At 56.2% G+C, this 23,326-nt stretch carries 22 protein-coding genes; 11 read left to right on the forward strand and 11 right to left on the reverse strand.

From position 1 onward, the window contains the following. The first annotated feature begins 2 nt into the window (after positions 1–2). A complete protein-coding gene (locus ACR0E2_RS02015; protein ID WP_480444948.1) occupies positions 3–845 on the forward strand; it encodes a LysR family transcriptional regulator in 843 nt (280 codons plus the stop codon). Between the two features lie 33 nt (positions 846–878). Here the strand turns inward: ACR0E2_RS02015 and ACR0E2_RS02020 are convergent, their stop codons facing one another. Continuing rightward, positions 879–2,063 (reverse strand): M24 family metallopeptidase, encoded by a 1,185-nt coding sequence (locus ACR0E2_RS02020; protein WP_480444949.1) that lies wholly within the window; start codon positions 2,061–2,063, stop codon positions 879–881. A 194-nt stretch (positions 2,064–2,257) separates the two neighbouring features. Here ACR0E2_RS02020 and ACR0E2_RS02025 point away from each other — a divergent pair, with 194 nt between their 5' ends. The 7 genes from ACR0E2_RS02025 to ACR0E2_RS02055 all read left to right on the forward strand — a co-directional run bounded on the left by ACR0E2_RS02025 (position 2,258) and on the right by ACR0E2_RS02055 (position 10,491). After that, entirely contained in the window at positions 2,258–3,403 is a 1,146-nt protein-coding gene (locus tag ACR0E2_RS02025; RefSeq protein ID WP_480444950.1) for a M24 family metallopeptidase, read from the forward strand. Beyond that, on the forward strand, positions 3,400–4,110 hold the full coding sequence (locus ACR0E2_RS02030) for a maleate cis-trans isomerase family protein (RefSeq protein ID WP_480444952.1): 711 nt from the start codon (positions 3,400–3,402) through the stop codon (positions 4,108–4,110). Before ACR0E2_RS02025 ends, ACR0E2_RS02030 begins: the two co-directional genes overlap by 4 nt. Positions 4,111–4,247: 137 nt before the next feature. Beyond that, positions 4,248–5,348, forward strand: a complete 1,101-nt coding sequence (locus ACR0E2_RS02035; protein WP_152457796.1) for an ABC transporter ATP-binding protein — start codon at positions 4,248–4,250, stop codon at positions 5,346–5,348. A gap of 103 nt (positions 5,349–5,451) precedes the next feature. Then, a complete protein-coding gene (locus tag ACR0E2_RS02040) occupies positions 5,452–6,543 on the forward strand; it encodes an extracellular solute-binding protein (RefSeq protein WP_152457797.1) in 1,092 nt (363 codons plus the stop codon). A 72-nt stretch (positions 6,544–6,615) separates the two neighbouring features. After that, positions 6,616–7,890, forward strand: a complete 1,275-nt coding sequence (locus tag ACR0E2_RS02045) for an ABC transporter permease (protein ID WP_152457798.1) — start codon at positions 6,616–6,618, stop codon at positions 7,888–7,890. Positions 7,891–7,895: 5 nt separating this feature from the next. Further along, the gene (locus ACR0E2_RS02050; protein ID WP_152457799.1) at positions 7,896–9,107 is read left to right on the forward strand and encodes an ABC transporter permease; all 1,212 of its coding nucleotides are present in this window, start codon (positions 7,896–7,898) and stop codon (positions 9,105–9,107) included. A 163-nt stretch (positions 9,108–9,270) separates the two neighbouring features. Continuing rightward, on the forward strand, positions 9,271–10,491 hold the full coding sequence (locus ACR0E2_RS02055) for an aminopeptidase P family protein (RefSeq protein ID WP_480444954.1): 1,221 nt from the start codon (positions 9,271–9,273) through the stop codon (positions 10,489–10,491). Positions 10,492–10,524: 33 nt separating this feature from the next. Here ACR0E2_RS02055 and speB read toward each other — a convergent pair whose 3' ends face one another. Further along, a complete protein-coding gene (speB, locus tag ACR0E2_RS02060; RefSeq protein ID WP_480444956.1) occupies positions 10,525–11,499 on the reverse strand; it encodes an agmatinase in 975 nt (324 codons plus the stop codon). 399 nt (positions 11,500–11,898) lie between these two features. Between speB and ACR0E2_RS02065 the strand changes: the two genes are divergently transcribed. Next, positions 11,899–12,267 carry a group I truncated hemoglobin gene (locus ACR0E2_RS02065; protein ID WP_152457802.1) on the forward strand — a complete coding sequence of 123 codons (369 nt, stop codon included), beginning with the start codon at positions 11,899–11,901 and terminating at the stop codon, positions 12,265–12,267. Beyond that, complete coding sequence (locus ACR0E2_RS02070) at positions 12,264–13,322, forward strand: adenylate/guanylate cyclase domain-containing protein (protein WP_171116220.1); 1,059 nt, start codon at positions 12,264–12,266, stop codon at positions 13,320–13,322. The genes ACR0E2_RS02065 and ACR0E2_RS02070 overlap by 4 nt, the downstream gene beginning before the upstream one ends. Before the next feature lie 5 nt (positions 13,323–13,327). On the opposite strand, the gene ACR0E2_RS02075 is transcribed toward ACR0E2_RS02070, so the two are convergent. The 9 genes from ACR0E2_RS02075 to guaA form a co-directional block, all read right to left on the reverse strand. Beyond that, on the reverse strand, positions 13,328–13,942 hold the full coding sequence (locus ACR0E2_RS02075) for a TetR/AcrR family transcriptional regulator (protein WP_152457804.1): 615 nt from the start codon (positions 13,940–13,942) through the stop codon (positions 13,328–13,330). A gap of 113 nt (positions 13,943–14,055) precedes the next feature. Continuing rightward, positions 14,056–14,925 (reverse strand): polyphosphate kinase 2, encoded by an 870-nt coding sequence (gene ppk2 / locus ACR0E2_RS02080; protein WP_480444958.1) that lies wholly within the window; start codon positions 14,923–14,925, stop codon positions 14,056–14,058. A gap of 49 nt (positions 14,926–14,974) precedes the next feature. Next, a complete protein-coding gene (locus ACR0E2_RS02085) occupies positions 14,975–15,928 on the reverse strand; it encodes an alpha/beta fold hydrolase (RefSeq protein ID WP_480444959.1) in 954 nt (317 codons plus the stop codon). Further along, positions 15,918–16,835 (reverse strand): homoserine O-acetyltransferase MetA, encoded by a 918-nt coding sequence (gene metA, locus ACR0E2_RS02090; RefSeq protein WP_171228637.1) that lies wholly within the window; start codon positions 16,833–16,835, stop codon positions 15,918–15,920. Before metA ends, ACR0E2_RS02085 begins: the two co-directional genes overlap by 11 nt. Before the next feature lie 36 nt (positions 16,836–16,871). After that, the gene (locus ACR0E2_RS02095) at positions 16,872–17,744 is read right to left on the reverse strand and encodes an ATPase (protein ID WP_171228638.1); all 873 of its coding nucleotides are present in this window, start codon (positions 17,742–17,744) and stop codon (positions 16,872–16,874) included. Between the two features lie 48 nt (positions 17,745–17,792). After that, on the reverse strand, positions 17,793–18,689 hold the full coding sequence (locus tag ACR0E2_RS02100) for a DMT family transporter (RefSeq protein WP_480444960.1): 897 nt from the start codon (positions 18,687–18,689) through the stop codon (positions 17,793–17,795). A gap of 101 nt (positions 18,690–18,790) precedes the next feature. Further along, the gene (locus ACR0E2_RS02105) at positions 18,791–19,951 is read right to left on the reverse strand and encodes an OmpP1/FadL family transporter (RefSeq protein ID WP_152457810.1); all 1,161 of its coding nucleotides are present in this window, start codon (positions 19,949–19,951) and stop codon (positions 18,791–18,793) included. 126 nt (positions 19,952–20,077) lie between these two features. Beyond that, positions 20,078–20,983, reverse strand: a complete 906-nt coding sequence (locus tag ACR0E2_RS02110) for a DMT family transporter (RefSeq protein WP_480444962.1) — start codon at positions 20,981–20,983, stop codon at positions 20,078–20,080. A gap of 204 nt (positions 20,984–21,187) precedes the next feature. Next, positions 21,188–22,747 carry a glutamine-hydrolyzing GMP synthase gene (guaA, locus tag ACR0E2_RS02115; RefSeq protein ID WP_171639596.1) on the reverse strand — a complete coding sequence of 520 codons (1,560 nt, stop codon included), beginning with the start codon at positions 22,745–22,747 and terminating at the stop codon, positions 21,188–21,190. 93 nt (positions 22,748–22,840) lie between these two features. On the opposite strand from guaA, the gene ACR0E2_RS02120 reads away from it, so the two are divergent. Continuing rightward, positions 22,841–23,290, forward strand: coding sequence for a GNAT family N-acetyltransferase (locus ACR0E2_RS02120; RefSeq protein WP_480444964.1), 450 nt, complete (start codon positions 22,841–22,843; stop codon positions 23,288–23,290). The last annotated feature ends 36 nt before the right edge of the window (positions 23,291–23,326 follow it).

Genomic DNA, 23,326 nt, shown 5'->3' on the forward strand with positions numbered 1-23,326 from the left:
CAATGGCAAAATCACTTCCCCCCCTGACCTGGTTCCGATCCTTCGAGGCGGCGGCCCGGACCCTGAGTTTTACCGCGGCGGCCGAGGAAATCGGCCTGACCCAATCGGCCGTCAGTCAGCAGGTGAAATCCCTTGAGATGCGTCTGGGGACAGCGCTTTTCATAAGGCATCCGCGCAGTCTGGCCCTGACGGATGCAGGGCGGAAACTGTTGCCCGAAGTCGGCAGAGCGCTTGAGGCGCTTGCCGCCGCCGCCGGAAGGGCCGACGCAAGCGCACCTGGAGATGTCCTGACGGTGGCCACATCTGTCAGCGTCGCGCAATGGGTCATCGCCCCAAACCTCGCGGACTTCACCACCCGCAATCCCGAGATCAGTGTGCGGCTGCTCAGCGCAATCTGGCCTGACGATTTTCACGCGTCGCAAGCTGACGTTCAGGTCAGGTTCGGATCGGAAAAACAAGTGGGCAGGGGGGCCGAACGTTTGTGGCCGGACAGGCTTGTCGCTCTCAAGGCGCCGACGCTTGCAGGGGATCCGTTTGACCTTCCCCTGATAGAGGCAGTCGGCACTTCAAGCGGATGGAAGACGTGGTTCGACAAGCAGGGCGTGCAGCGGCAGCCTGCCGTTTTCGTCGATACGTTCGGCATGGCGCTTCAATTGGCGGTTCATGGCAGCGGGGTTGCCCTGATCAGCGAGTTTCTGGCGAAACATGCGATGATAACCGGTCTTGTCGAAAGCGCACATGACAGCACTGTCGACTGCAACGAAGGGTATTATCTTTCCGCTGACGCCAGCAATCCGGCGGCCGCATTGTTTCGTGACTGGTTGCTTGAACAGATACGTGTTTGATCAGGCGCAGGCCTAGGATCGTTCGTGCACCACTCAGGGCTTGACGAATACTTTGCGTGGTCGTTTGCACAGACACTCTGCGGGACCGTTATCCTTGATCAGGATGGTTTCGGTGATCGCAAGCCCCCAATCATCCATCCAGAGCCCGGGCATGAAGTGAAATGTCATGCCTGCTTCGAGGATCGTATTGTCTTCGTCCCGCAGCGAGATCGTGCGTTCGCCCCAGTCCGGAGGATAGCTGAGGCCGACAGGATAGCCGCAGCGCGCACCGCGTTCGATCCCCGCACGTTCGAGAGGCGCCGCCAGCGCTTTGGCGATATCCTTCGCGCGATTGCCGGGGCGCGCAGCCTCCAGACCCGCTTCCAACCCTTCAACCAAGGCCGCCTCGGCCCTCTTGAGATAATCAGGCGGCTGACCCAGAAATACCGACCGGCAGAACGGAGCATGATATCGGCGATAGCAGCCAGAGAGCTCGAAGAAGGTGCATTCGCCCGATTTGAATACATCTCCATTCCAGGTCAGATGCGGCGCGGCGGCATCTGACCCTGACGGCAAAAGTGGGACGATGGCTGCGTAATCCCCCCAGTCATCACCGACGCCCGTGATTGCGTCATGGTAAACCTGTGCGACCAGCTCGTTCTTGCGCAGGCCGGGTTCAACGCGCTCAAGCACGCCGTCAGTCACAAACTCTGAAATCCGGGCCGCCTTGCGCATCAGGGCGATTTCTTCGTCGGATTTCACGACCCGTTGCCAATTGACCAAGGCCGTTGCATCGATCAGGGTCGCCCCGGGCAGTTCCGTTGTCAGAGTAATATGGGCTTTGGCCGAGTAGTAATAATTGTCCAGTTCCACCCCAATTCGGCTTTGGCCATGTCCGCAGTCCGCAATAAGTTTGGCCAGGTCCTGCATTGGATGCCGTGTTGTCGACTGCACGAAGTGATCGGCGTATCCGAAAACCCGATCGTCCCCCATCCACACCGTGCGCAGCGCACCGTTTGCATCCTGCCGGCGCCCCCACCAGATCGGGTCCGCGTCAAGAAAGATCAAGGCACCTTGGTGAACGTAAAAAGACCAGCCCTCATACCCGGTGAGCCATCCGATGTTCGAGGGGTCTTCGACAAAAAGGCAGTCAATTCCCTTTGCGGCCATCGCCTTTCGGGTCTTGGCAAGACGGCGATCATATTCCGCGCGGCTGAAGGCTGGATCAGGGTGGGTCATTGGCGCCTCCGGTCAACAAAAGACTTTGGTTGACAGAACCCTACCGATCCGCTCACGTCAACGAACGAAAATTCGGGGTGCTGCATGAAAGCCGATATCAATCTACACCGAACGGGCCATAGCACCGGGCCATTCAAGCGGTGTCGTTTCAACGGTTCAGGCTGCGTGCGGCGCTCTACCTCTGAGGCCGCCGGATGAGAGGGTTCGAGCCAGCAGAATTCTCAGCGCGCACCGAACGCGCACAGGTGATGATGAATGCCGCTGGCCTGTCGGCGCTGCTGCTGACCACGGAAACCGACGTGCGTTACTTTACCGGATACCTGACCAGATTCTGGGAAAGCCCGACCCGCCCGTGGTTCCTGATCCTGCCTGCGGCCGGTAAACCGGTTGCGGTTATCCCTTCGATCGGTGCCTCGTTGATGGGGCAAACCTGGATCGACGACATCCGAACATGGAGCTCACCCGACCTTCAGGATGACGGCGTCTCGCTTTTGACGGATGCCTTGACGGAATTGACACCCGTCAAAGGCCGTATTGGAATGCCCGATGGTCACGAGACGCACGCGCGTATGCCCATGTCGGATATCGAACGCCTGCGAAACAGGCTCGGTTCGCGCCACATCACCGGAGATCACGGTATTTTGCGCCAACTTCGCATGGTCAAATCCGAGGCGGAAATTGCCAAAATCGAAACCGCATGCGCCATAGCCGGCCGGGCCTTTGCCCGAGTTCCCGAGATTGCTCGGGCCGGCGTGCCTTTGGATGAAGTTTTTCGCGGTTTCCAGATACTCTGTCTGGAAGAGGGTGCCGACTGGGTGCCGTATCTCGCTGGTGGGGCAGAGCAGGGCGGTTACTCTGACGTAATATCGCCGGCGTCTTCGTCCCCCTTGAAGGATGGCGATGTACTGATGCTTGATACCGGCTTGGTCTGGGATGGTTATTTCAGTGACTTCGACCGCAACTGGTCGGTCGGCCCGGCAAGTCCGGACGTGAAATCTGCTTACGCCAGGCTGATCGAGGCGTCGGATGCCGCATTCGAAATCGCCCGCCCCGGCGCCACCGCAGCAGAGCTGTTTTATGCCATGAACACGGTGCTGACCAAGGCATCCGAAGGCACGGATGCCGGTCGATTGGGGCACGGGTTGGGAATGTCGCTGACCGAATGGCCGTCGCTCATCCCGACGGACCAGACAGTTCTTGAGCCAGGCATGGTGCTGACCTTGGAGCCGGGCATTGCCGTTGGTGGCAAGATCTTGGTTCACGAAGAAAACATCGTCGTAACAGACGATGTTCCGCGCTTTATCAGCCCGCGTATGGGGCCGGAGATGATCCAGCTATGACCTACGTGCCTTACACGCTTGACGAGGACGACCCGCAAGCCCCGCCGCTTGGATTGATTGTTCTTCAAGTCGACGAGACGATCGAGCCGGAATTCAGCACGATTTTCTCGGGCCGGAAAAGCCCGTTGTATGTAACACGGATACCCAGCGGCATTGAAGTGACACCGGAAAGCCTGGCCGAGATGGAAGAGGCCCTGCCGGCGGCGGCGAGATTGCTGCCCAGCGCGCGTCCTTTCCGGGTGGTGGGTTATGGCTGCACGTCAGCAAGTTCCGTCATTGGATCAAAGCGTGTGGAGGAACTTGTCAAACAGTCGTGCAATACAAAAGAGGTTACGAACCCTTTGCGCGCGGCCACGGCCTGCGCCGCGGATCTTGGCGTGTCCAGGTTTGCGATGCTGTCGCCTTACATCGAAGAGGTCAACGCACCGCTGCGTGCCGCGTTTTCGGAAAACGGAATAACCATGGATGTTTTCGGGACATTCGGGCAGGCCGAAGAGGCAAAAGTTGCTCGGATTTCGGTGCAGTCCGTGATCGAAGCTGCGACAGAATTGGGATCTGATCCGTCGGTAGAAGCGGTATTCATTAGCTGCACCAACCTTCGGACCATTGAAGCAATCCCTGAGATTCGCAAACGGATTGGTAAGCCTGTTCTTTCAAGCAATCAAAGTCTTGCATGGCATATGGGTCGTCTCAATCTTGCTGATTGAAACAGCAAATATGATATGAATATTCGCAAAAGCGTCATCTAATGTTGCCAAGTGCCTACTGCATGGTCTTAACTGCTGACTACAGATCAATGAAATCCGCAACTCTCGGATAATCATTTGACGCAACAGGGGGTCTTGTGACCGACACAAATACTGATGCCGCGTTTGTTGAATTCCAACGCGTACAAAAATCTTATGATGGCGAGAATCTCGTTGTCAAAGATCTCAACCTTGCAATGCCTAAAGGCGAATTCCTGACCATGCTCGGGCCGTCCGGGTCTGGAAAGACTACCTGCCTTATGATGCTTGCCGGATTCGAAACCGCCACACATGGCGAAATCCTTCTTGACGGGAAACCCATCAACAATATCCCTCCACACAAGCGTGGGATTGGCATGGTCTTCCAGAACTACGCCCTGTTTCCGCATATGACGGTGGCCGAAAACCTTTCATTCCCCTTGGAAGTCCGCAAATTGGGCAAGTCTGAACGGGATGAAAAGGTTCAGCGGGCCCTGGACATGGTTCAGATGGGTGCGTTTGGTGGGCGACGCCCGGCTCAGTTGTCTGGCGGTCAACAACAACGAATAGCCTTGGCGCGCGCCTTGGTTTTTGAACCCGAACTGGTGTTGATGGATGAACCCTTGGGCGCACTGGACAAACAGCTGCGCGAGCATATGCAGTTTGAAATCACGCGACTTGCGCATGAGCTTGGAATTACTACGGTCTATGTGACGCATGACCAGACCGAAGCGTTGACTATGTCAGATCGTGTCGCTGTGTTCGACGATGGCCGTATTCAGCAGCTTGCACCGCCTGATCAACTTTATGAAGAACCAGAAAACAGCTTTGTTGCCCAATTCATCGGGGAAAACAACACCTTGGAAGGTGTCATTAAATCGATTGATGGCGACACATGCCTTGTCCAACTTGATGATGGCTCTGAAATTGACGCGGTTCCGATCAATGTTCGCAATCCGGGCGAAAGGACAAAGGTGTCAATCCGGCCTGAGCGGGTGGAATTCAACAAGGATCGCTTGCACGCCGATGCTCATACGCTGAAAGCGACTGTCAAAGAGTTCATCTACATGGGTGACGTATTCCGTTTCCGCATGTCCGTTGCAGGAAATGATGAATTCATCGTTAAAACACGGAACGCGCCAGACGCAATCCGTCTGACGCCCGGTCAGGAGATCGAGATCGGCTGGCTGGCTCAGGATTGTCGTGCGCTCGACGCATAGGCCAAGTCGCGCGGAACAAGCGCGACCTCACTGAGGGACCGGCTGGTGAAAACCCGTGCATCAGTCGACCACACACATAAACGGGAAGAACTGGGAGTTATTCATGAAGAAAACCAAAACATTGTTGACAGCAGCTGCAGTTGGGGCGGTTGCCGGCGGTGCGTTCGCCGAGGAGATGACGATCGTTTCCTGGGGCGGCGCTTATTCCAAATCGCAGCTGAAGGCGTATCACGAGCCCTATTCTGAAAAGACAGGTGTCACCATCCTGAATGATGACAGCTCAGCCGAAGCGGTTGCAAAACTGCGCGCGATGAATGAAGCCGGCAATATCACCTGGGACGTGGTCGATGTTGTGGCCGCAGACGCAATTCGTCTGTGTGACGAAGGGCTTGCGCTGGAAATCGACTTTGACACCCAGCTTGCCCCCGCGCCGGATGGCACACCTGCCTCCGAAGATTTCGGCGACCTGTTGGTCAGCGACTGCTTTATTCCGCAGATCGTGTACTCAACCACCTTCGGTTACCGTACTGACCTGGTCGGCGATACACCCCCTACCGATATCTGCGCTGTGTTCGATCTGGAAGCTTACCCCGGCAAGCGCTCGTTGGAAAAACGCCCGATCAACAATATGGAATGGGCCCTTTTGTGCGATGGCGTCGCGAAGGAAGATGTCTATGACGTTCTGGCCACTCCGGAAGGTCAGGATCAGGCGCTGGCCAAGTTAGACACCATCAAAGACAGCGTTGTCTGGTGGTCTGCGGGTGCCGACACGCCGCAGCTGCTGGCCGATGGAGAGGTAGTCATGGGTTCTACCTATAACGGCCGTTTGTTCAGCGTGATCGAAGAGCAGAAGCAGCCGGTCGCCATGCTTTGGGACGCTCAGGTGTTCGATCTGGATGGTTGGATCATTCCCGCCGGTCTGAGCGAAGAGCGTCAGAAGCGCGCGCTGGACTACATCATGTTCGCGACCGATACCCAGCGTCTGGCGGATCAGGCCAAGTACATCTCGTACGGCCCGGCCCGTGCATCGTCGGCTCCGCTGGTGGGTAAGCATGCCGAACTGGGTATCGATATGGCACCCCATATGCCAACCGATCCGGAAAACGCCAAGAACACGTTCCTGTACAACTATGAGTTCTGGGCGGACTACCGTGACGACATCGACGCCAAATTCCAGGCGTGGCTGGCGCAATGATCCAGTTTTGAATTGGTGACACTGTCAGGGGCGGGAAACTGCCCCTGACCCCAAAAAAGCCAAGGGGCAACAATGACCGACGCCACCCAAAACGCGGGCCCTATGCTGGCCGCTGATGGAACACCGCTCAAGCAGTCGCTGGCGCGGTCGCTACGCAGGCAAAAGCTCCGGGCGTTGCTGTTGGTTGCTCCGCTTCTCCTCTTTGTCCTGTTTTCATTCATCGTTCCCATTGCATCGATGCTGTTCAGGTCTGTTGAAAACAGTATCGTGTCCGACACGCTTCCCTTGACCGTAGAAGCCCTGAACAACTGGGACGAGCAGTCAGGTGAGTTGCCGGGTGAGGATGTATACGAGGCCTTTGTCCGCGACATGATTGTTGCGATTGACAACAAAGAGCACACAAGGCTCGGTTCGCGTTTGAACTACGAAGAGACTGGCATGTCTTCGATGTTCCGCAGGTCCGGGCGCCAGATCAAAAAACTGGACCCTGAAACGGATGGGCCGTTCAAGGAAAAATTGATCGAGATTCATGACGGATGGGGAGATCCGCAAACCTGGCGAGTGATCAAGACCCACTCACCAGCGATTACCAATGGTTACTTCCTGAATGCCGTCGATATGCGCAGAACCCCGGAAGGCGCACAGGCCCAACCTGAAGACAAGCAGATCCTGATCAAGCTTTTTGGACGTACTCTGTTCATGTCGCTCGTAATAACAGGTGCTTGTATCCTGCTTGCTTATCCTGTCAGTTATTTGTTGGCGACACTTCCGATGCGGGTATCGAACCTGTTGATGATACTTGTCCTTTTGCCCTTCTGGACGTCCCTTCTGGTTCGAACGTCCGCCTGGAAGGTCATGTTGCAGCAACAGGGGGTTATTAACGATACCCTCGTTTGGTTGGGGCTGGTCGCTGATGACGCTCGCCTGATCATAATCAACAACCAGATCGGCACCATCATCGCGATGACACACATCCTTTTGCCGTTCATGATCCTGCCAATGTATTCGGTGATGCAGACCATTCCGCCGTCTTACACGCGTGCGGCTAAATCCATGGGTGCAACGAACTGGACGACGTTCTGGCGCATCTACTTCCCGCAATCCGTGCCCGGAATCGGTGCCGGTTCGATCCTCGTGTTCATTCTGGCGATTGGGTACTACATCACGCCCGAGATCGTGGGCGGCACCAAGGGCGTCTTCATCTCGAACCGGATTGCCTATCACATCTCGTCCTCACTGAACTGGGGGCTGGCTGCGGCCTTGGGTACGATCCTTCTGGCGGTCGTGCTGTTGCTCTACTGGGTCTACGACAAGATCGTGGGCATCGATAACGTGAAGTTGGGATAATCAAGATGGCAGCACTGACACCGATATCCCGCAAACCCATGTCCATGGTTTTGCCCAGTGTCGCACTTGCCGGGGCATTTGCCGGCATTTTCGTCGGGGCCGGAAATGGTTCGGTCCTTCTGGGCATACTGGGCGGAGCCGTCCTGATCGCGGGGCTGGCCTGGGTCTACATAAATATCGTGAAGAACGAAAACCTCGCACGCTTGATCAATATCATCGGATTCGGTGTCGTGGGTTTTTTAGTGGCCGGGTTGATGGGCGGTGTATTGGGGCTGCTCGGCGGCTGGTTTTTCGCCTGGTTTATCTATTGGTTGTACGAGGGGCGGTATAGGCGCAAGCTGCTGCCGTATCTCACGGCACAACAGGTTTTCTATCACTACCTGTTTCGCGTGATCTGTGGTGCGATCTTCGTCTTTCTGATCACGCCGATTCTGGTGGTGTTGCCGTTGTCTTTCAACGCGCAGGACTTCTTTACCTTCACGCCCGAGATGCTGCGGCTTGATCCGGAAGGCTATTCGCTGAAGCATTACCGAGATTTCTTCACCAACAACGAATGGCAACGCAGCTTCAAGAATTCGCTGATCATCGCGCCGATTGCGACGGTTATCTCGGTAACGTTAGGAACGCTGGCCGCGATCGGGCTCAGCCAGTCTCACGTTCCAGGACGCCGTGCGATCATGGGAATTCTGATTTCGCCGATGATTGTTCCGCTGATCATCTCGGCGACGGGTATGTTCTTTTTCTACAGTGATATCGGGCGTTTCCTCGAAGGTACACTTGGCATGAACAAGAACTTCGTAGGCTATCTGAAAGTTATCCTGGCCCACGCCGTGCTGGGTATTCCCTTTGTGATCATTACCGTGACGGCGACCCTGGTGGGCTTTGATCGATCTCTGACACGGGCGGCTGCCAATATGGGCGCAGGGCCCGTTAGGACCTTCTTCAAGATACAGATGCCATTGATATTGCCGGGCGTAATCTCGGGCGGCCTGTTTGCCTTTATCACATCGTTCGACGAAGTGGTCGTGGTCTTGTTTGTGGGCTCCGCCTCGCAAAAGACATTGCCGTGGCAGATGTTCACCGGTCTGCGGGAACAGATCAGTCCAACCATTCTGGCAGTCGCCACAATCCTTGTGGTCCTCTCCATTGCCCTGTTGACGACGGTTGAACTGTTGCGGCGTCGGTCGGAGCGTCTGCGGGGCCTTTCGCCCGCTTGACGCAGCAAATCGTCTGATCTAACGATTCACCTGTTCATCTCTGCCGCGATGGCGTCGCGGCGACTACGGAGGTGATCGGCTCTCGGACCCCGAGACCGCCTGTCCTGAACGCCGGGACATGTGGCCGGGAAAATGCATGCCCGGCATAGATGAGAGACCAAGGATGACTGACATTTCAAACCGCCCTCAGTTCTTCACCTGCCATAATGGCGACAAGGCCCCGTTGCCGTTCAGCAAATCCGAATATGACCGCCGCCTTGGCAAGCTGCGCGCGATCATGGCCCAGCGGGATATACCGGTGGTTCTGCTGACTTCGATGCAGAACATCGCCTATTATTCAGGCTTTCTGTACTGTGCGTTCGGGCGCCCCTATGGCTGTGTTGTGACCCAGGACAACTGCACCACCGTTTCCGCCAATATCGATGCCGGGCAACCCTGGCGCCGGTCAGTTGAAGACAATGTGATTTATACTGACTGGAAACGCGACAACTACTGGCGGGCAGTGGCGAGCCTGATCGGGAATGCAAAGCGGATCGGCATTGAAGGCGACCACGTGACGCTTGCGGCGCGCGACACGGCGCTGAACATGCTGGGCGAGCCAGAGTTGGTTGACATCGCGGCCGACACCATGGCCGCGCGGATGATCAAATCCGCTGAAGAGATCGAATTGATCAAGGGTGGAGCGCGCACGGCCGATGTGGGTGGTGCTGCGATCCATGCCGCTATCCGCGAAGGCGCAACCGAAATCGAAATCGCGATGGCTGGGCGAGACGCGATGGAAGTGGAAATCGCGCGAGCCTATCCGGATGCCGAATACCGCGACACATGGGTTTGGTTTCAATCGGGTTTGAACACCGACGGCGCGCATAACCCGGTCACCAAACGCGCGTTGCAAAAAGGTGATATCCTGTCGCTGAACACCTTTCCGATGATCTCGGGCTATTACACCGCCCTGGAGCGGACCCTGTTTCTGGGCGAGCCGGATGCCGACAGCCTGCGCCTGTGGAAGGCCAATGTGGCCGCGCATGAACTTGGACTGAGCCTGATCAAACCCGGTGCCACATGTTCCGGTATCACCGCCGAGATCAACCGGTTTTTTGCCGACGAAGGCCTGCTTCAATATCGTTCCTTCGGCTATGGCCACTCGTTTGGTGTTCTGAGCCACTACTATGGTCGCGAAGCCGGTCTGGAACTCCGCGAAGACATCGACACAGTGCTGGAACCCGGCATGGTGGTGTCGATCGAGCCGATGCTGTGGATCCCCGAAGGCCAGCCCGGTGCAGGCGGTTACAGGGAACACGATATTCTGGTGGTGGGCGAAGACGGAGCCGAAAACATCACAGGCTTCCCCTACGGGCCGGGGCACAACATTATCGACGCCTGAGGTTTTGGGTGGAGCTTCCGCTCCACCCGCTTTTCACGTGCGTCGGGCACGTTCGTGAAAAATGAAACCCAGAAAATTTAACAGCAGCTGCGCCGCCAGAATCTGAGTGCTTTCAGTGGGGTCGTAGGCGGGGGCCACCTCGACCAGATCGATGCCCACCACGTCGCCCCTTTTCGCCAGCCCCTGAAGGATTTCCAGAACGTCATAGTACAAAAAACCTCCGTGGCTCGGAGTGCCGGTTCCGGGCGCGATCGAGGGGCAGAACGCATCGATATCGATCGTTACATAGTACCGTTTGCCTTCGGGAATGCGGTCAAGAACAGCCTCTGTTCCCAATCTGCGAACCTGCCGCACGGACAGGATGTCCGATCCGCGCGCGCGCGCGTCGTCATACCCTTCCTTGGCGGTGGACGATACGTTTCGAATGCCCAGCTGGGTCATCCCTGAAACATAGTCTTTCTCGATCGCGCGGCGCATGGGATTTCCGTGCCCGTTGGTGACGCCGTGACGTTCATCTACAAAGTCCAAATGCGCATCGATTTGAACAACATGGATCGGGCCGTTTTCGGCGCAGTCGCTTTCAAATGCGGAAATGCAGGGGATGTTGATCGAGTGATCACCGCCAATCACCAGCGGAAGTGCCCCGGCCTCGAGAATTTTTTGCACGCCAAAGGCTATGTTCTTGTGGCTCGTCTCGGTCTTGGTGTGGACAATATCCGCATCGCCCAGGTCGACGATCCGAACCGAGCCGTCCAGATAGGTCGCGTCATCCTCATGATCATAGGCGCCGGCATGGCCAAAACTGAAAAGTGTCGATGCCTCTCGCACGGCCCGAGGACCAAAACGCGCGCCGGGGCGCCACTGAGTTCCAAAGTCGAACGGCGCGCCGAGCACGCAAACGTCGGCGTCAATTTTGTCCCAGTTCTCGATATATGGAGATTTTGCAAAGGTCGATATTCCGACAAAAGGAAGGTTCAGTCGCCCGGACGCATATCCATGTTCCTGCACTTTTGGTCCTTTCGATTGTTGTGCCGTTTTCCTGCATGTGAACATGAGGACACGCCGTATTGAAACGAAATTCTCTTTGAACGGCGGGTTTTGGGGGGATCAGACGAAGTTTTCTTTCAGAAGGGCGGGCTTGCGTTCAAAGCTGACCCGGCCCAGCCCATCAGAACGCTTCAAGATCAGTCAAAAGATAATCCCGCTGATGGTGTTGCCTTTCCTTCGTTTCCCATTCCCAAAGAACGAATGAAAGATCCCATTCGGCCTCAGCGATGCTCTGGCAGGTTTTCCTGTGCGGCAAGACGGTTTTTGATCCTTCCGGGCCAGAAAATCATAAGCGTTAACAAAAATATCGATTTGATATAGAGTTGTGGGGTTATTGATTGGTAACGCGCGGGTATTCGTGTGGCACAGACACTTTATGAAAAATATGGCGGTTTCAAAACGATCAGCCGGGTCGTGATGACCTTCTATGAAATGGCTTTGGATTCGGATGAGATCGGTCATCATTTCGAAGACATTGATATGCCGCGCCTGATCGACCATCAAACCAAGTTCGTCTCGTCTTTGATTGGCGGACCCGCATCCTTCAGTGATGACAGGATCGAAGCAGTTCATCGGCATCTGAACATTTCGCACAACGAGTTCGACGTCATGGCCGAGCTGTTCGGCGACGCGCTGAGTCAGCATGGCATGTCCGACGGAGACATCAAAACTGCTCTGACCGCAATCGAAGGCAAACGTTCGATCATAGTCACCCGGAACGCGGCATGAGCATTCTGGCGATAAACGAGCAATTGCTGCGTGCGATCGGAGTCGGCGTCGCTGTGGTGCGCGCATCCGACCTGCAATTCGTGTTTCACAACGGGCCTTTTACGGAGTGGTTCGGAACTCCTGAAAAGGGGAGTACCCTAAGCGACGTTCTGTCGGATCTCGACCCCAAAGAACTGGAGGATGTAAAGCAGTCAGGCCTTCGGTACTCGGTCGAATTGCAGATAAAGCCGAAACGCAGGACCTTGATCTTTGCTGTCACGGTCTCATTGGCCAATGGCTTGTCCGAACAGGTGCTGATTGTGGAATGTCAGAACATCACCCGCATTCGAGAATTGGAAAGCATGATCGACAGCTATTCCACCATGGTCGAGCGCAACACCCGAGAGCTTGAGCGCGAAAAGGAAAGAGTGGAACGGCTGTTGCTGAACCTGATGCCCCGAGCCGTGTATGAAGAGTTCAAGACGTTCGGTGTCGTCACACCGCAGCTGTATCAGCAGGTTTCGGTAGTTATGCTGGATTTTGTCGGGTTCACGGATTTTGCGGCCAAGACCGACCCGACGGTCACCTTGAGTGAACTGAACGACATCTTCACGGCCTTTGATCGGATCGTGGAACAATTCGGGTGTGAGCGGATCAAAACGATCGGAGATGCTTATCTGGCCGTGTCAGGTATGCCAGATCCAACACCGGATCATGCGACCGCCGTGGCGCATTGTGCGGTAAGGTTCCTGCGCTATCTAGAACGCCGCAACGAAAGCCATCCGCATAAGTGGCAGGCCCGGATCGGGTTGGGGATGGGTGCGGCGGTTGGATCGGTCGTGGGCATTCAGAAATATGTCTATGACGTGTTTGGCCCTGCCGTAAACATCGCGTCCCGGTTGCAGGTCTTTGCCAACCCCATGAACATCGTGGCCCCGGAAGAGATGAAATATGCCCTGATTGACGAGTTTCAGGTCTCGGAGCTTGGGTGCGTTGATATCAAGGGGATGGGTGAGATGGATCTGATCAATGTGACATCGGGCTTGAGTATGCCTCAGGGCAGTCGTTCGTTCTGACTGCGTCACTCGTCCTGGGGGATCAGACCCAAACCGCGCAGGTAGATGCCGATACCGCTTTCCAGCAAATCTTCGGGAGGAAAAGGCGAAGTTGCGCCGGTATTTCGTGCATACAGCTCGACGACTCCGTGGCTCATCGCCCAGATATGGGCGCTGAACATCGACGCGGGCGGGCGCTTGTCAGGCGGAATATGTTGGGACAGGTCCGCTGCCGCTTTTTCAAGAACGGCCTTCGCCCGGTTGGCTGCCAGGGACAATTCGGGTGTCCGGTTCAGGGAAATCCCGCTTTCGAACATGGCGATGTAATGCCCGGGATTTTTGCGCGCAAAGGCCAGATATGCACGCCCCGTTGCTTCAAAAGCGGCAAGGGCTGAAGGCTGTCCCTCGTCATAGGCGTATTGCATCAGGTCTGCGAACATCTCAAACCCCTGCCGTGCGGCTTCGGCAATCAGGTCCTCGCGCCCTTGAAAATGACGGTAGACGGCGGCAGGCGTGACACCGGCCGTTTTGGCCGCCTCGGACAGCGTGAAACCGGTCGGGCCCTTGTCTTCGATCAGGGACAAGGCAGCCTCGATCAGGGCTTGCTTCAGGTTTCCGTGGTGATAACCGCGTTTCGTCATCCCGGCCTCAGTTGCATTGATTGCGTGTTGGAAGACAAGGACATAGACCACCGACGCATTTTCGTCCAATGCATGATCGTGAAGGTATCGACGGGGCAGGGCAGAGAGACAATCTACGCCTCCCACATATCCGGGCCACCGCAGATACGGGCATCAATCTCGCCGATACTCTTCTTGTCCTTCTCATCATAGTCCAAGGCAAGCAGAACCGTTCGGATGGCCGCAAGCCGCGCGCGTTTCTTGTCGTCGGAACGCACAATCGTCCACGGGCAGGCATCAGAATGCGACCGGGTCAGGGTTTCCGAGATCGACTGCGTGTATTCATCCCATTTGTTCAGCCCTGCGACGTCGATCGCGCTGAGCTTCCAATGCTTCAAAGGGTCGTTTTCGCGCGCCAGGAAACGGTTCAGTTGTTCTGCGCGCCCGACATTGAGCCAGAACTTGAACAAATGGATGCCGTCATTCACCAGGCCCGTTTCAAGCGGCAGGACCTGACGGAAGAACCTCTCACGCTGTTCCTGGGTGCAGAAGCCAAAGACATTCTCGACGACACCTCGATTGTACCAGCTGCGATCAAAGAACACGATCTCTCCTGCGGCGGGCAGATGCGGGATGTAGCGCTGAAAATACCATTGGCTGCGTTCGGCGTCTGATGGTTTGGCCAGCGCAACGTTGCGCGCGCCGCGCGGGTTCAGGTTTTCGCGAAACCGTTTGATGGTGCCACCTTTGCTGGCGGCATCGCGGCCTTCGAAAATGATGGCAACCCGCTGGTCGGTTTCCTTGACCCAGGATTGCATTTTGACCAATTCAATCTGAAGCAGGTCCATCTGCTCATCATAATCCTTGGTCTTCATTTTTTCGGAATACGGGTAGGTCGGGTTCAGAATATCGCCCTTTTTCGCGTTTTGAATCTCTTCCCGTACAGATTTGGGCGCGTCTTTCTGAAAATACTTCTCGATAGAGCCTTTTCCTGACCGGGCCATATGTCACCTCGCGATAAAATCCATATCTGACTATGGATTAGAGCGTGGGTTAACGCAAACCCGCGCGCTGCGCCGCGCGATCAATCGCGGCGGCAACCTCGGGTGCCGCGACCACCTGTGGCATGTGACCGACACCCGGTAGCTCGATCAACTCGGCCCCGGGGATCTGTTCGATCAGGCGTTCAGAATGCCATTCAAGACCAACGGTGTCGTCGGCCGTTCCGTGGATGATTTCCGTCGGAACGGAGATCTCGCCATATCTGGGTTGCAGTCGGGTAATTTCGTCCAGCAGGTTGGCGCGCTGCTTGGCGTTTGCATGCATCGAGCCACGCCGGATCGTCAGCCCGGGCCCGAAATGTTCCGCATAACCTTCGGGCGCCGTTTGCGGTGCAAAAACTTTGTCCAACGCCTGTGTGACGTACCATTCGGGCACGAAAGAGCTGATCAAGGGCAAGGCCAGCACTTTGCCCGCCGTGGTTGACGCAAGCCGGTTGAACCCATCCAAAGGCGTTTCCCATGGGATGGCGGCCGGGGCGATCAGAACCAGAGCCGAGATATTCTCGGGTCGGGTCACGGCCCAGGCCAGCGAGACCGATCCGCCATAGCTCTGCCCGGCCACGATGGGTTTTTCCGCACCAAGCTGAGCCGCCGCCCGTTGCAGGATATCCGCCTGTTCAATGATGGTTTCGCCATCCGGATTGAAGCTTTCGGAATAGCCCAGACCCGGTCGGTCAAAAACGATCACGCGGTATGACTTGGCCAGAATAGGGGCCAGCGCGAAGGTCATGTCGCGCGTGTTCCCGCTGGAACCGTGGATCAGAACGACATCAGGGCCGTCCCCCATGACCACGGCGTGCACGGCGATGCCGCCCACATCCAGAATCCGACCCTCGGGGGGGAAAGCCGCCTCGGCCAGCGCTTCGTTCCGGGCGCTGCGCCAGGTTGTCAGCATGACAAGGCCCAGAGCGACCAAGCCAAGGGATATCAGGACTTTAGTGGCCAATTTTCGTTATGTCGAACGGCGTGGTCTGATAGATTTCGTTGATCCAGTTGCCGTACAGCAGATGTGCGTGACTGCGCCATCGGTTCTGCGGCTTTTTGGATGGATCATCATCGGGGTAATAGTTTATCGGCACGTTGATAGGCGTGCCGTTGCTGACGTCCCGATCATATTCCTGTTTCAGCGTGTCACTGTCGTATTCGAAGTGATTGAAGATATACAGCGCGCGATGGCCGGGATCTTCGACCAGACAGGGGCCGACATCGTCGCTGCCCAACAGGGTCCTCAGCCCGGGTGCGCGATCGATTTCATCCTGTTTCATTTCCGTCCATCGGCTGACCGGAATGACGCAGTCATCCGAGAAACCGCGCAGGAACGGAGACGCCGGGTCCAGGTTGCGATGCCGGAAACACCCAAAGGCTTTTGCGTCCAGCATGTGCTTTTTGACGCCGTGAAAATGGTTGATCATCGCCATCCCGCCCCAGCACACACCAAAGGTGGAATGTACGTTGGTTTGGGTCCAGTCGAAGATCTCGCTGATTTCGTCCCAATAGGTGACATCATGAAATTCCAGATGTTCGATCGGGGCACCGGTGATGATCAGGCCGTCGAATTTCTGATCTTTGATCTCCTGAAACGGGCGATAGAATTCGGACATATGCTCGGCGGCGGTGTTCTTGGTCCGGTGTTCGGTCATGCGGATCAAAGACAGATCGATCTGCAACGGGGTTGCCCCGATCAGGCGCGCGAACTGGTTTTCGGTCTGGATTTTCTTGGGCATCAGGTTCAGCAAACCGATGCGCAGCGGGCGGATGTCCTGACGCATTGCCTGATCTTCGTCCATGACCATGACGCCCTCTTTGGTCAGGACGTCAAATGCAGGCAGTTCCGATGGGATTTTGATGGGCATGTGTCAGGCTTCTAAGAGATCAGTGAAAACTGGTAGTTAGGCGTTATTGCGCGTGGTCTCAAGTGTGCGTTCGATCAACTCATTGAAATCGGCGGCATCGCGGATTTTTCCGATGTCGTTGGCAGCGATCGCCACGCCCCAGTTGTTCGCCATGGCCTCGTAACGCGGCTGGCGGTGCGCCAAGGCCTGTGCATAGGTCCAACGGACGAAATCATCGGGATCAACATCCGCTTCTGAACAGCCTTGCAGGTCCAGATAATCTGTCCACGCCTTGGTCAGGAATTCGGCCTGGTAAGACATCGGCTTTGGAGCTTTGTCAAAACGGCGGACAAGCTCTGCCGTGTGTTCCTCATCCCCCTTCAGCCAGATCATCAGGGTGTGTTGCGAAAGCTCGGACAGTACCCGATCGTTCGGATCTTCGGGGTCTACCCATTCGCAGATCGATCCACCGGTGTCGCAGATGAAATGGGGGTATTTGTACAAACGCTCGGCTCGGTCGATGAAATACTCGGTATCCAGCAGAGCGTGTATTTCGGCCAGTCGAAACTGTTCCTGCCTGCGGCGGTATTCCGGCATCTCCAATCCGCCAAGGGCAGGGTTGCCCGGTTTGCCCAGATAGGCTGCGACCGGAGTCAGGTTCGCGAACGAGATATTCGAGCCGATGTAAATGGAATCCGACAGAAGCAGGTCACGCAAGAACGGGACTTTCATCGCCTCGGCCTTTGCATTGTCGGTGATGTATTCGCCCATGTACCGGGTGCCGATGCGATAGTCGATCGAGTAGTGAAACCAGTTGCCTGAGTCCCGAAGAATGTTCGAGACATATGTCTTGCCCAGACCGGACATGCCAAAGAACAGCACCTTCTTGCGGCTTGCCGTGCGCCAGTCTTCGGCTGAGTTGTAGATCATCTTGTGCTGTCCCTTTTTTGCCTTTGCTAAATCGGGCAGCGCACGGCGTCAATCACGGCGGCCAGCTCGGTTCAATACCAGAAGGCCCATGGCAAGGATGACAAAGCCGAAATAGGCATTCGGCGGCAGCGCTTCGTTCCGCAGAATTGCGCCAAGCACGATGGCGACCGGAGGGATGACAAGCGTCACCAGCATCAGGTTGCCGCTGCCCGCCATCGCCAGGACTCGATAGTACAAAAGATATGCCCCCGCTGTTGCCACAATGGCGTAATAGCCAATCGCAGCCCAGGTGATCGCGGGCAGTGCAAGCGTTGGCACCCCGTCCGTCATGAGCGCCAGCGGCAGGATCAGCACAGTCGAACCGGTCAGCATGCCAGCGGCCGCGACGACGGGGTGAAGGTCAGACAGATGATACCGCGCCCAAGCCGCCGCAAAAGCATACGACAGCGTTCCGGCCAACACCGCAAGCTGCGCCGTGTTTTGCAGGCTGAAAGACGTGAAGGTCTGTATTCCGATGGTGATCGAGACACCGAGAAAACCCAAAACGACTCCGATGACCCGGGCTTGTGTCAAACGCTCATCCTTGAAAAACAGCGCCGCAACCAGAACGCCAAAGATGGCCGTGGTCGCGTTCAGAATGGCCGTAAGACCAGAATCGATGTAAAGCTGACCCCATGCCATCAAGCTGAATGGGATGACATTGTTCAGCAATCCCATGATCAGAAATGCGCCCCAGATGCGCAGAGAGCGGGGCAGCGAAAGCCCCTTGGCCCATGCCACCAACCACAGCACCAGCATCGCCCAGAACGTGCGGTGCAGAACCGATGTCATAACGGGAATGGAGTCCAGAGCGATCCGGATGGCTACAAAGGATGCGCCCCAGATCACGGCCAGAAGAAGAAGTTCGACCCAGGCGCGCCGAGAAAGGTGTTTTTGCGTGTTCATGGCCGCACAATTTCATTCATTCGATAGATATACGACCCGAAACCTGCGCATAAAAAAGACCCCGCTGAAACAGCGGAGCCTAAGATGAAAACACCTTGGATTTAGTTCAGAGCGTAAGTGATCTGAAACCCAACACTCCAGGCGCTGTTGCCGCTGAAAGTGGCTGTTTGCCCAAAGGCGCCATCTGCCGTTGCATCACCGATGTCAGTGTAGCGTACGCCACCGGAAATTTTGGCATTCTCCAACGAATATGTTCCGCCCAGACCAATGCTCCAGAACCCATCAGTCGGGCCGAGGTTGGATACAGGAGTGCCCTGAGAAGACTCATAGCCTAGTGTTACAGCACCGCTGAACTCTTCCGAGAATTGATACCCCAAGCCCAACGAATAGGTGAAGGTCGCATCGTCGTAGTCAACAAGGTTGCTGGTCGGCGGGTAGTTTGGCGGGTTGTACACCAGCTGTGGCCAGTCGACCCAACGAACAGAACCAAACAACAGCGTTTTAGGCGCGACGCCCGTCTGAAAGTCCAGGTTGATCGACTGAGGCGTCTCAATTTCGCTGTTTGTGTTGAAGGTGGCCACGGTCCCGGGTGGAATCGGAGGGAACGGTGGTGGGTTCAGAGATTCTGTTTGCGATAGATCGTGGCTGATCTTGGAGTTGTATGTCAGTGACACACGTGCTGCGATTTCCGGTTTCTCCCATGCAACCCCGATAACGTAGCCGAATGCAGTGTCGGCATCGGTGTCAACCTGGTACCCTGCTGCAAGCGGGACGGTGACAGAAGCCTTCACTCGCTGTGCTCGAATACCGCCGATTGCGCTGAACCCGCCATCGAATTTGTAACGCAGCAATGCCGTAATGGCGTCCGTGTCTGCTGTAGCCCTCAAAACATCGGTACGACCACCCGGAATAGGGTTGATCGAAAGAGGGTAGGTGTTTGCGTATTCAATGTCGGCCCCAAAGGGCTGGTCATACATGATCGCGAAATCGAGCTTTTCGGTCAGTGACGTTTTATAACCCAGATGCGGTGTGAAAAAGTCGTTCGCAACTTCTCCGGAATCGACCGGCTGCCCGATGTTTGGTCCAGCCAAAGCAGGCATGGTGCCCGTTACGCTGGGGTTGGTGTATCCCAACCGAAACTGGACTGCTGACCCTTCTTCGAAGATCAGGTTGATGCCCTGACCGCTTCGATCAAGGCCGCCTGCATATCCTGCCGTCGCTCCAACGCACAAAGCGCAGGTCGCGAGTAGTGTTTTTTTCATTCTGTCCTCCCTAACAATCTCAGGCGGGTTTCAATGGCGTTTGGCTGAGTGTTACGAACGCCTATCCCGTGTATGATGAGCGATACTCTCTTTTTGGTTACTTTAAGGTCAACTGGTGACGGTGCGTTACGTATTGCGACTACTGTTTTCAACTGTTGCTAAACTGTTACGGCTTTCAGACCAGATATTCAGGAATATTCCTGAAAAGATGATCGCCGCACCGATCAGAACCCAATGGTCAATGGGTTCGTGGTATAGGATCATTCCGACCACAGCGATGGTGGGAAGCCTCGCAAAATCAAATGGGATCACAACTGTCGCCGGGGCGATCGCCAGCGCGTTGGTAATGCAGAAATGTGCCAGCAGCCCCGCCAGCCCGACCAGAACCAAAAACGGAAGGGTTTGCGCCGTGGGCAAGGCAATCTGCCCGTCAAAACCGGCTGCGATGGCCCCAAGCACCGCCTGCATGGACGTAAGCCAGAAAACGATGCAGCCGATGCTGGCAAAACGAGTGAGGTTTTTCGTGGTAATCGTTGTAAATGCGAAGAAAATCGCAGACGCGGCCGCGGTAGCAAGGCCGGGGCTCAAAGGCGCACTGCCTGGGCGCGTGACAATCAAAACGCCCGCAAAACCGATAAGCGCTGCCGTTATCTTGAGGCGCGTCAGACGTTCGTTCAGCAGCAGCGGCGACAGCAGGATCACCCAAAGCGGCTGCGTGAATTCCAGCGCGAACACCTGCGCCAGAGGCGCAACAGCGACCGCATAGAACCAAAGATTCTGCCCTGTGAAATGCAGGGTGTTTCGCAGGGCGTGCAACCCCAGGCGTTGCGTGGAAACCTGATCCCAACCGCCTGTGGCCGTGAGGAAGAGGGCGACAACAAGAAACCCGACGAGGCTTCGATACATCATGATCTCGAACGTGTCGTGCACGAGGCTCAATTCGCGACCGGCAACCGCCATCGAGGAGAAGGACGCGATGGCTCCGGTCATCCACAAGGCGGCCTTGAATGTGTTTTTTTGTGTCTGATTCACGTACCGCACCCCGGCCTGGCCGCGCGGTCACGGCCTCGGTACCGGGGCTTTCGCTACGCGATCAATAAGATTGAATTCGTTGAATCATTGAAACGCTTATGAAGCGTCAGGTTCAAGGCCGTGCCCGACTTTTTCAGGCACGGCTTGGCAAGATTTCCCGGGATCGGGTCGTTTTGGCGTCGAACGCGGTTGCGTTTTGCCGGATCATTCCCACTCGATGGTTCCGGGGGGTTTCGAGGTGATGTCATATGTGCATCGGTTGATGCCTTTGACTTCGTTGATGATCCGGGTTGCCGTTTCGCCAAGGAACTCATGGCTGAACGGGTAATAATCCGCCGTCATCCCGTCGACCGAGGTGACGGCCCGCAACGCACAGGCATAGTCATAGGTGCGCCCGTCGCCCATCACGCCGACGGTGCGGACGGGAAGGATGGCAACGAAGGCCTGCCAGATGTCATCATAAAGCCCGTGTTTGCGAATCTGATCGATGTAGATCGCGTCAGCTTCGCGCAGAATCTCCAGCTTTTCGCGGGTGATCTCGCCGGGGCAGCGAATGGCCAGACCCGGTCCGGGGAAGGGATGACGCCCGATGAAGCTCTGCGGCAGACCAAGCTCGCGACCCAAGGCACGGACTTCGTCCTTGAACAATTCGCGCAGCGGTTCGACCAGTTTCAAGCCCATCTTTTCCGGCAGGCCGCCCACGTTGTGGTGGGACTTGATCGTTACGGAAGGCCCGCCCGAGAACGACACCGATTCGATCACATCAGGATAGAGAGTGCCCTGCGCCAGGAATTCGGCGCCGTCGATGGTATCGGCGTGTTTCTGGAACACGTCGATGAACAGCTTTCCGATGATTTTGCGTTTGGTTTCGGGGTCGCTCTGACCTTCCAGTTCGCCAAGGAACAACTCGGATTCGTCGGCGTGGATCAACTGAATGTTGTAGTTGTCCCGGAACATACCAACGACTTCTTCGGCCTCATTCTTGCGCAGCAGCCCATGATCGACAAAGACGCAAGTCAGCTGATCCCCGATTGCTTCGTGAATAAGGATCGCGGCAACCGAGCTGTCAACGCCACCGGACAATCCGCAAATGACCTTTTTGTCTCCGACTTGTTCGCGGATCTTGCGGATCATCTCTTCGCGATAGGCACCCATGGTCCAGTCGCCCTTGAACCCGGCCAGCTTAACGAAGTTTTCATACAGTTTCGCACCCTTCGGCGTATGGTGTACCTCGGGGTGAAACTGCACGGCATAGAAGTGCCGCGATGGATCGGCCGTGATCGCATAAGGTGCGTTGGGCGAGGTTCCGAATACCTCGAACCCCGGTGCGATTTCACTGACATGGTCGCCGTGGCTCATCCAGACTTGTTCATCGCCGTCCGCGAACCAGCCTTCCAGAATATCCAGTTTGTCTTTGGGTGTAACAAATGCCCGACCAAACTCGGCTGTGCCATGGCCACTTTCGACCTTGCCGCCAAGCTGATGCATCATCACCTGTTGACCATAGCAGATGCCAAGAATCGGAACGCCATAATCAAAAATCTCTTGCGGGGCACGGGGCGAGCCCTCGCGCGTCACGCTGTCCGGACCGCCCGAGAAAATCACGGCGCGCGGCGCCATTTCCCGCACGAAATCCATCGTGACATTCTGGTAAGGGTGAATTTCACAATAGACATTCAGCTCGCGCAGGCGGCGGGCGATAAGCTGCGTAACCTGGCTGCCGAAGTCGATGATCAGAAGGCGGTCGTGGGATGTCTGGGTCATAACCGGCTCATAAGTTGCAAGCCTTGCATGTGCAAGCGGTATGGCGTCATTTGGAGCAAAAGCTGAGTCAAACCGGCGGAAAGATCAGGTGCCATGTCGAAGATCGAGTTCAGAACGGCCGCTGTGGTGGATGCGGATGAGGTAACGCGGTGCCTGGAAAGGGCTTATGCAGATGCGATGAGCCGGATCGAGGATCTGCCGGACGTCACTGCCGGGATCGTGGATGACATCAAGACCCACCGCGTCATGCTTGCGATATCCGGCGGTACAGTCGGGGTCATCGTTTTTGACCAGGTTGGCGACGCAATCATGGTGTTCAACCTTGCGGTTGCGCCCGAAGCCCAAGGGCAGGGGGTCGCGCGGCAATTGATGCAGTTTGCCGAAGAAGAAGCACAGGCGCGGAATCTGTCCAAGTTGAAGTTGCGAACTCATAAAATGATGAAGGACACGATTGCGATGTATCGGCACATGGGCTGGAAAGTGACGGATCAGGCGGGCAACGGCCTTACCATGGAGAAAGCGTTGGCGGCCGATCCTGACTGACCGGTTGCTTCTTGGTGGGGCGGCAATGTCGCTTTT

This window comes from Ruegeria sp. A4 (assembly GCF_056543025.1).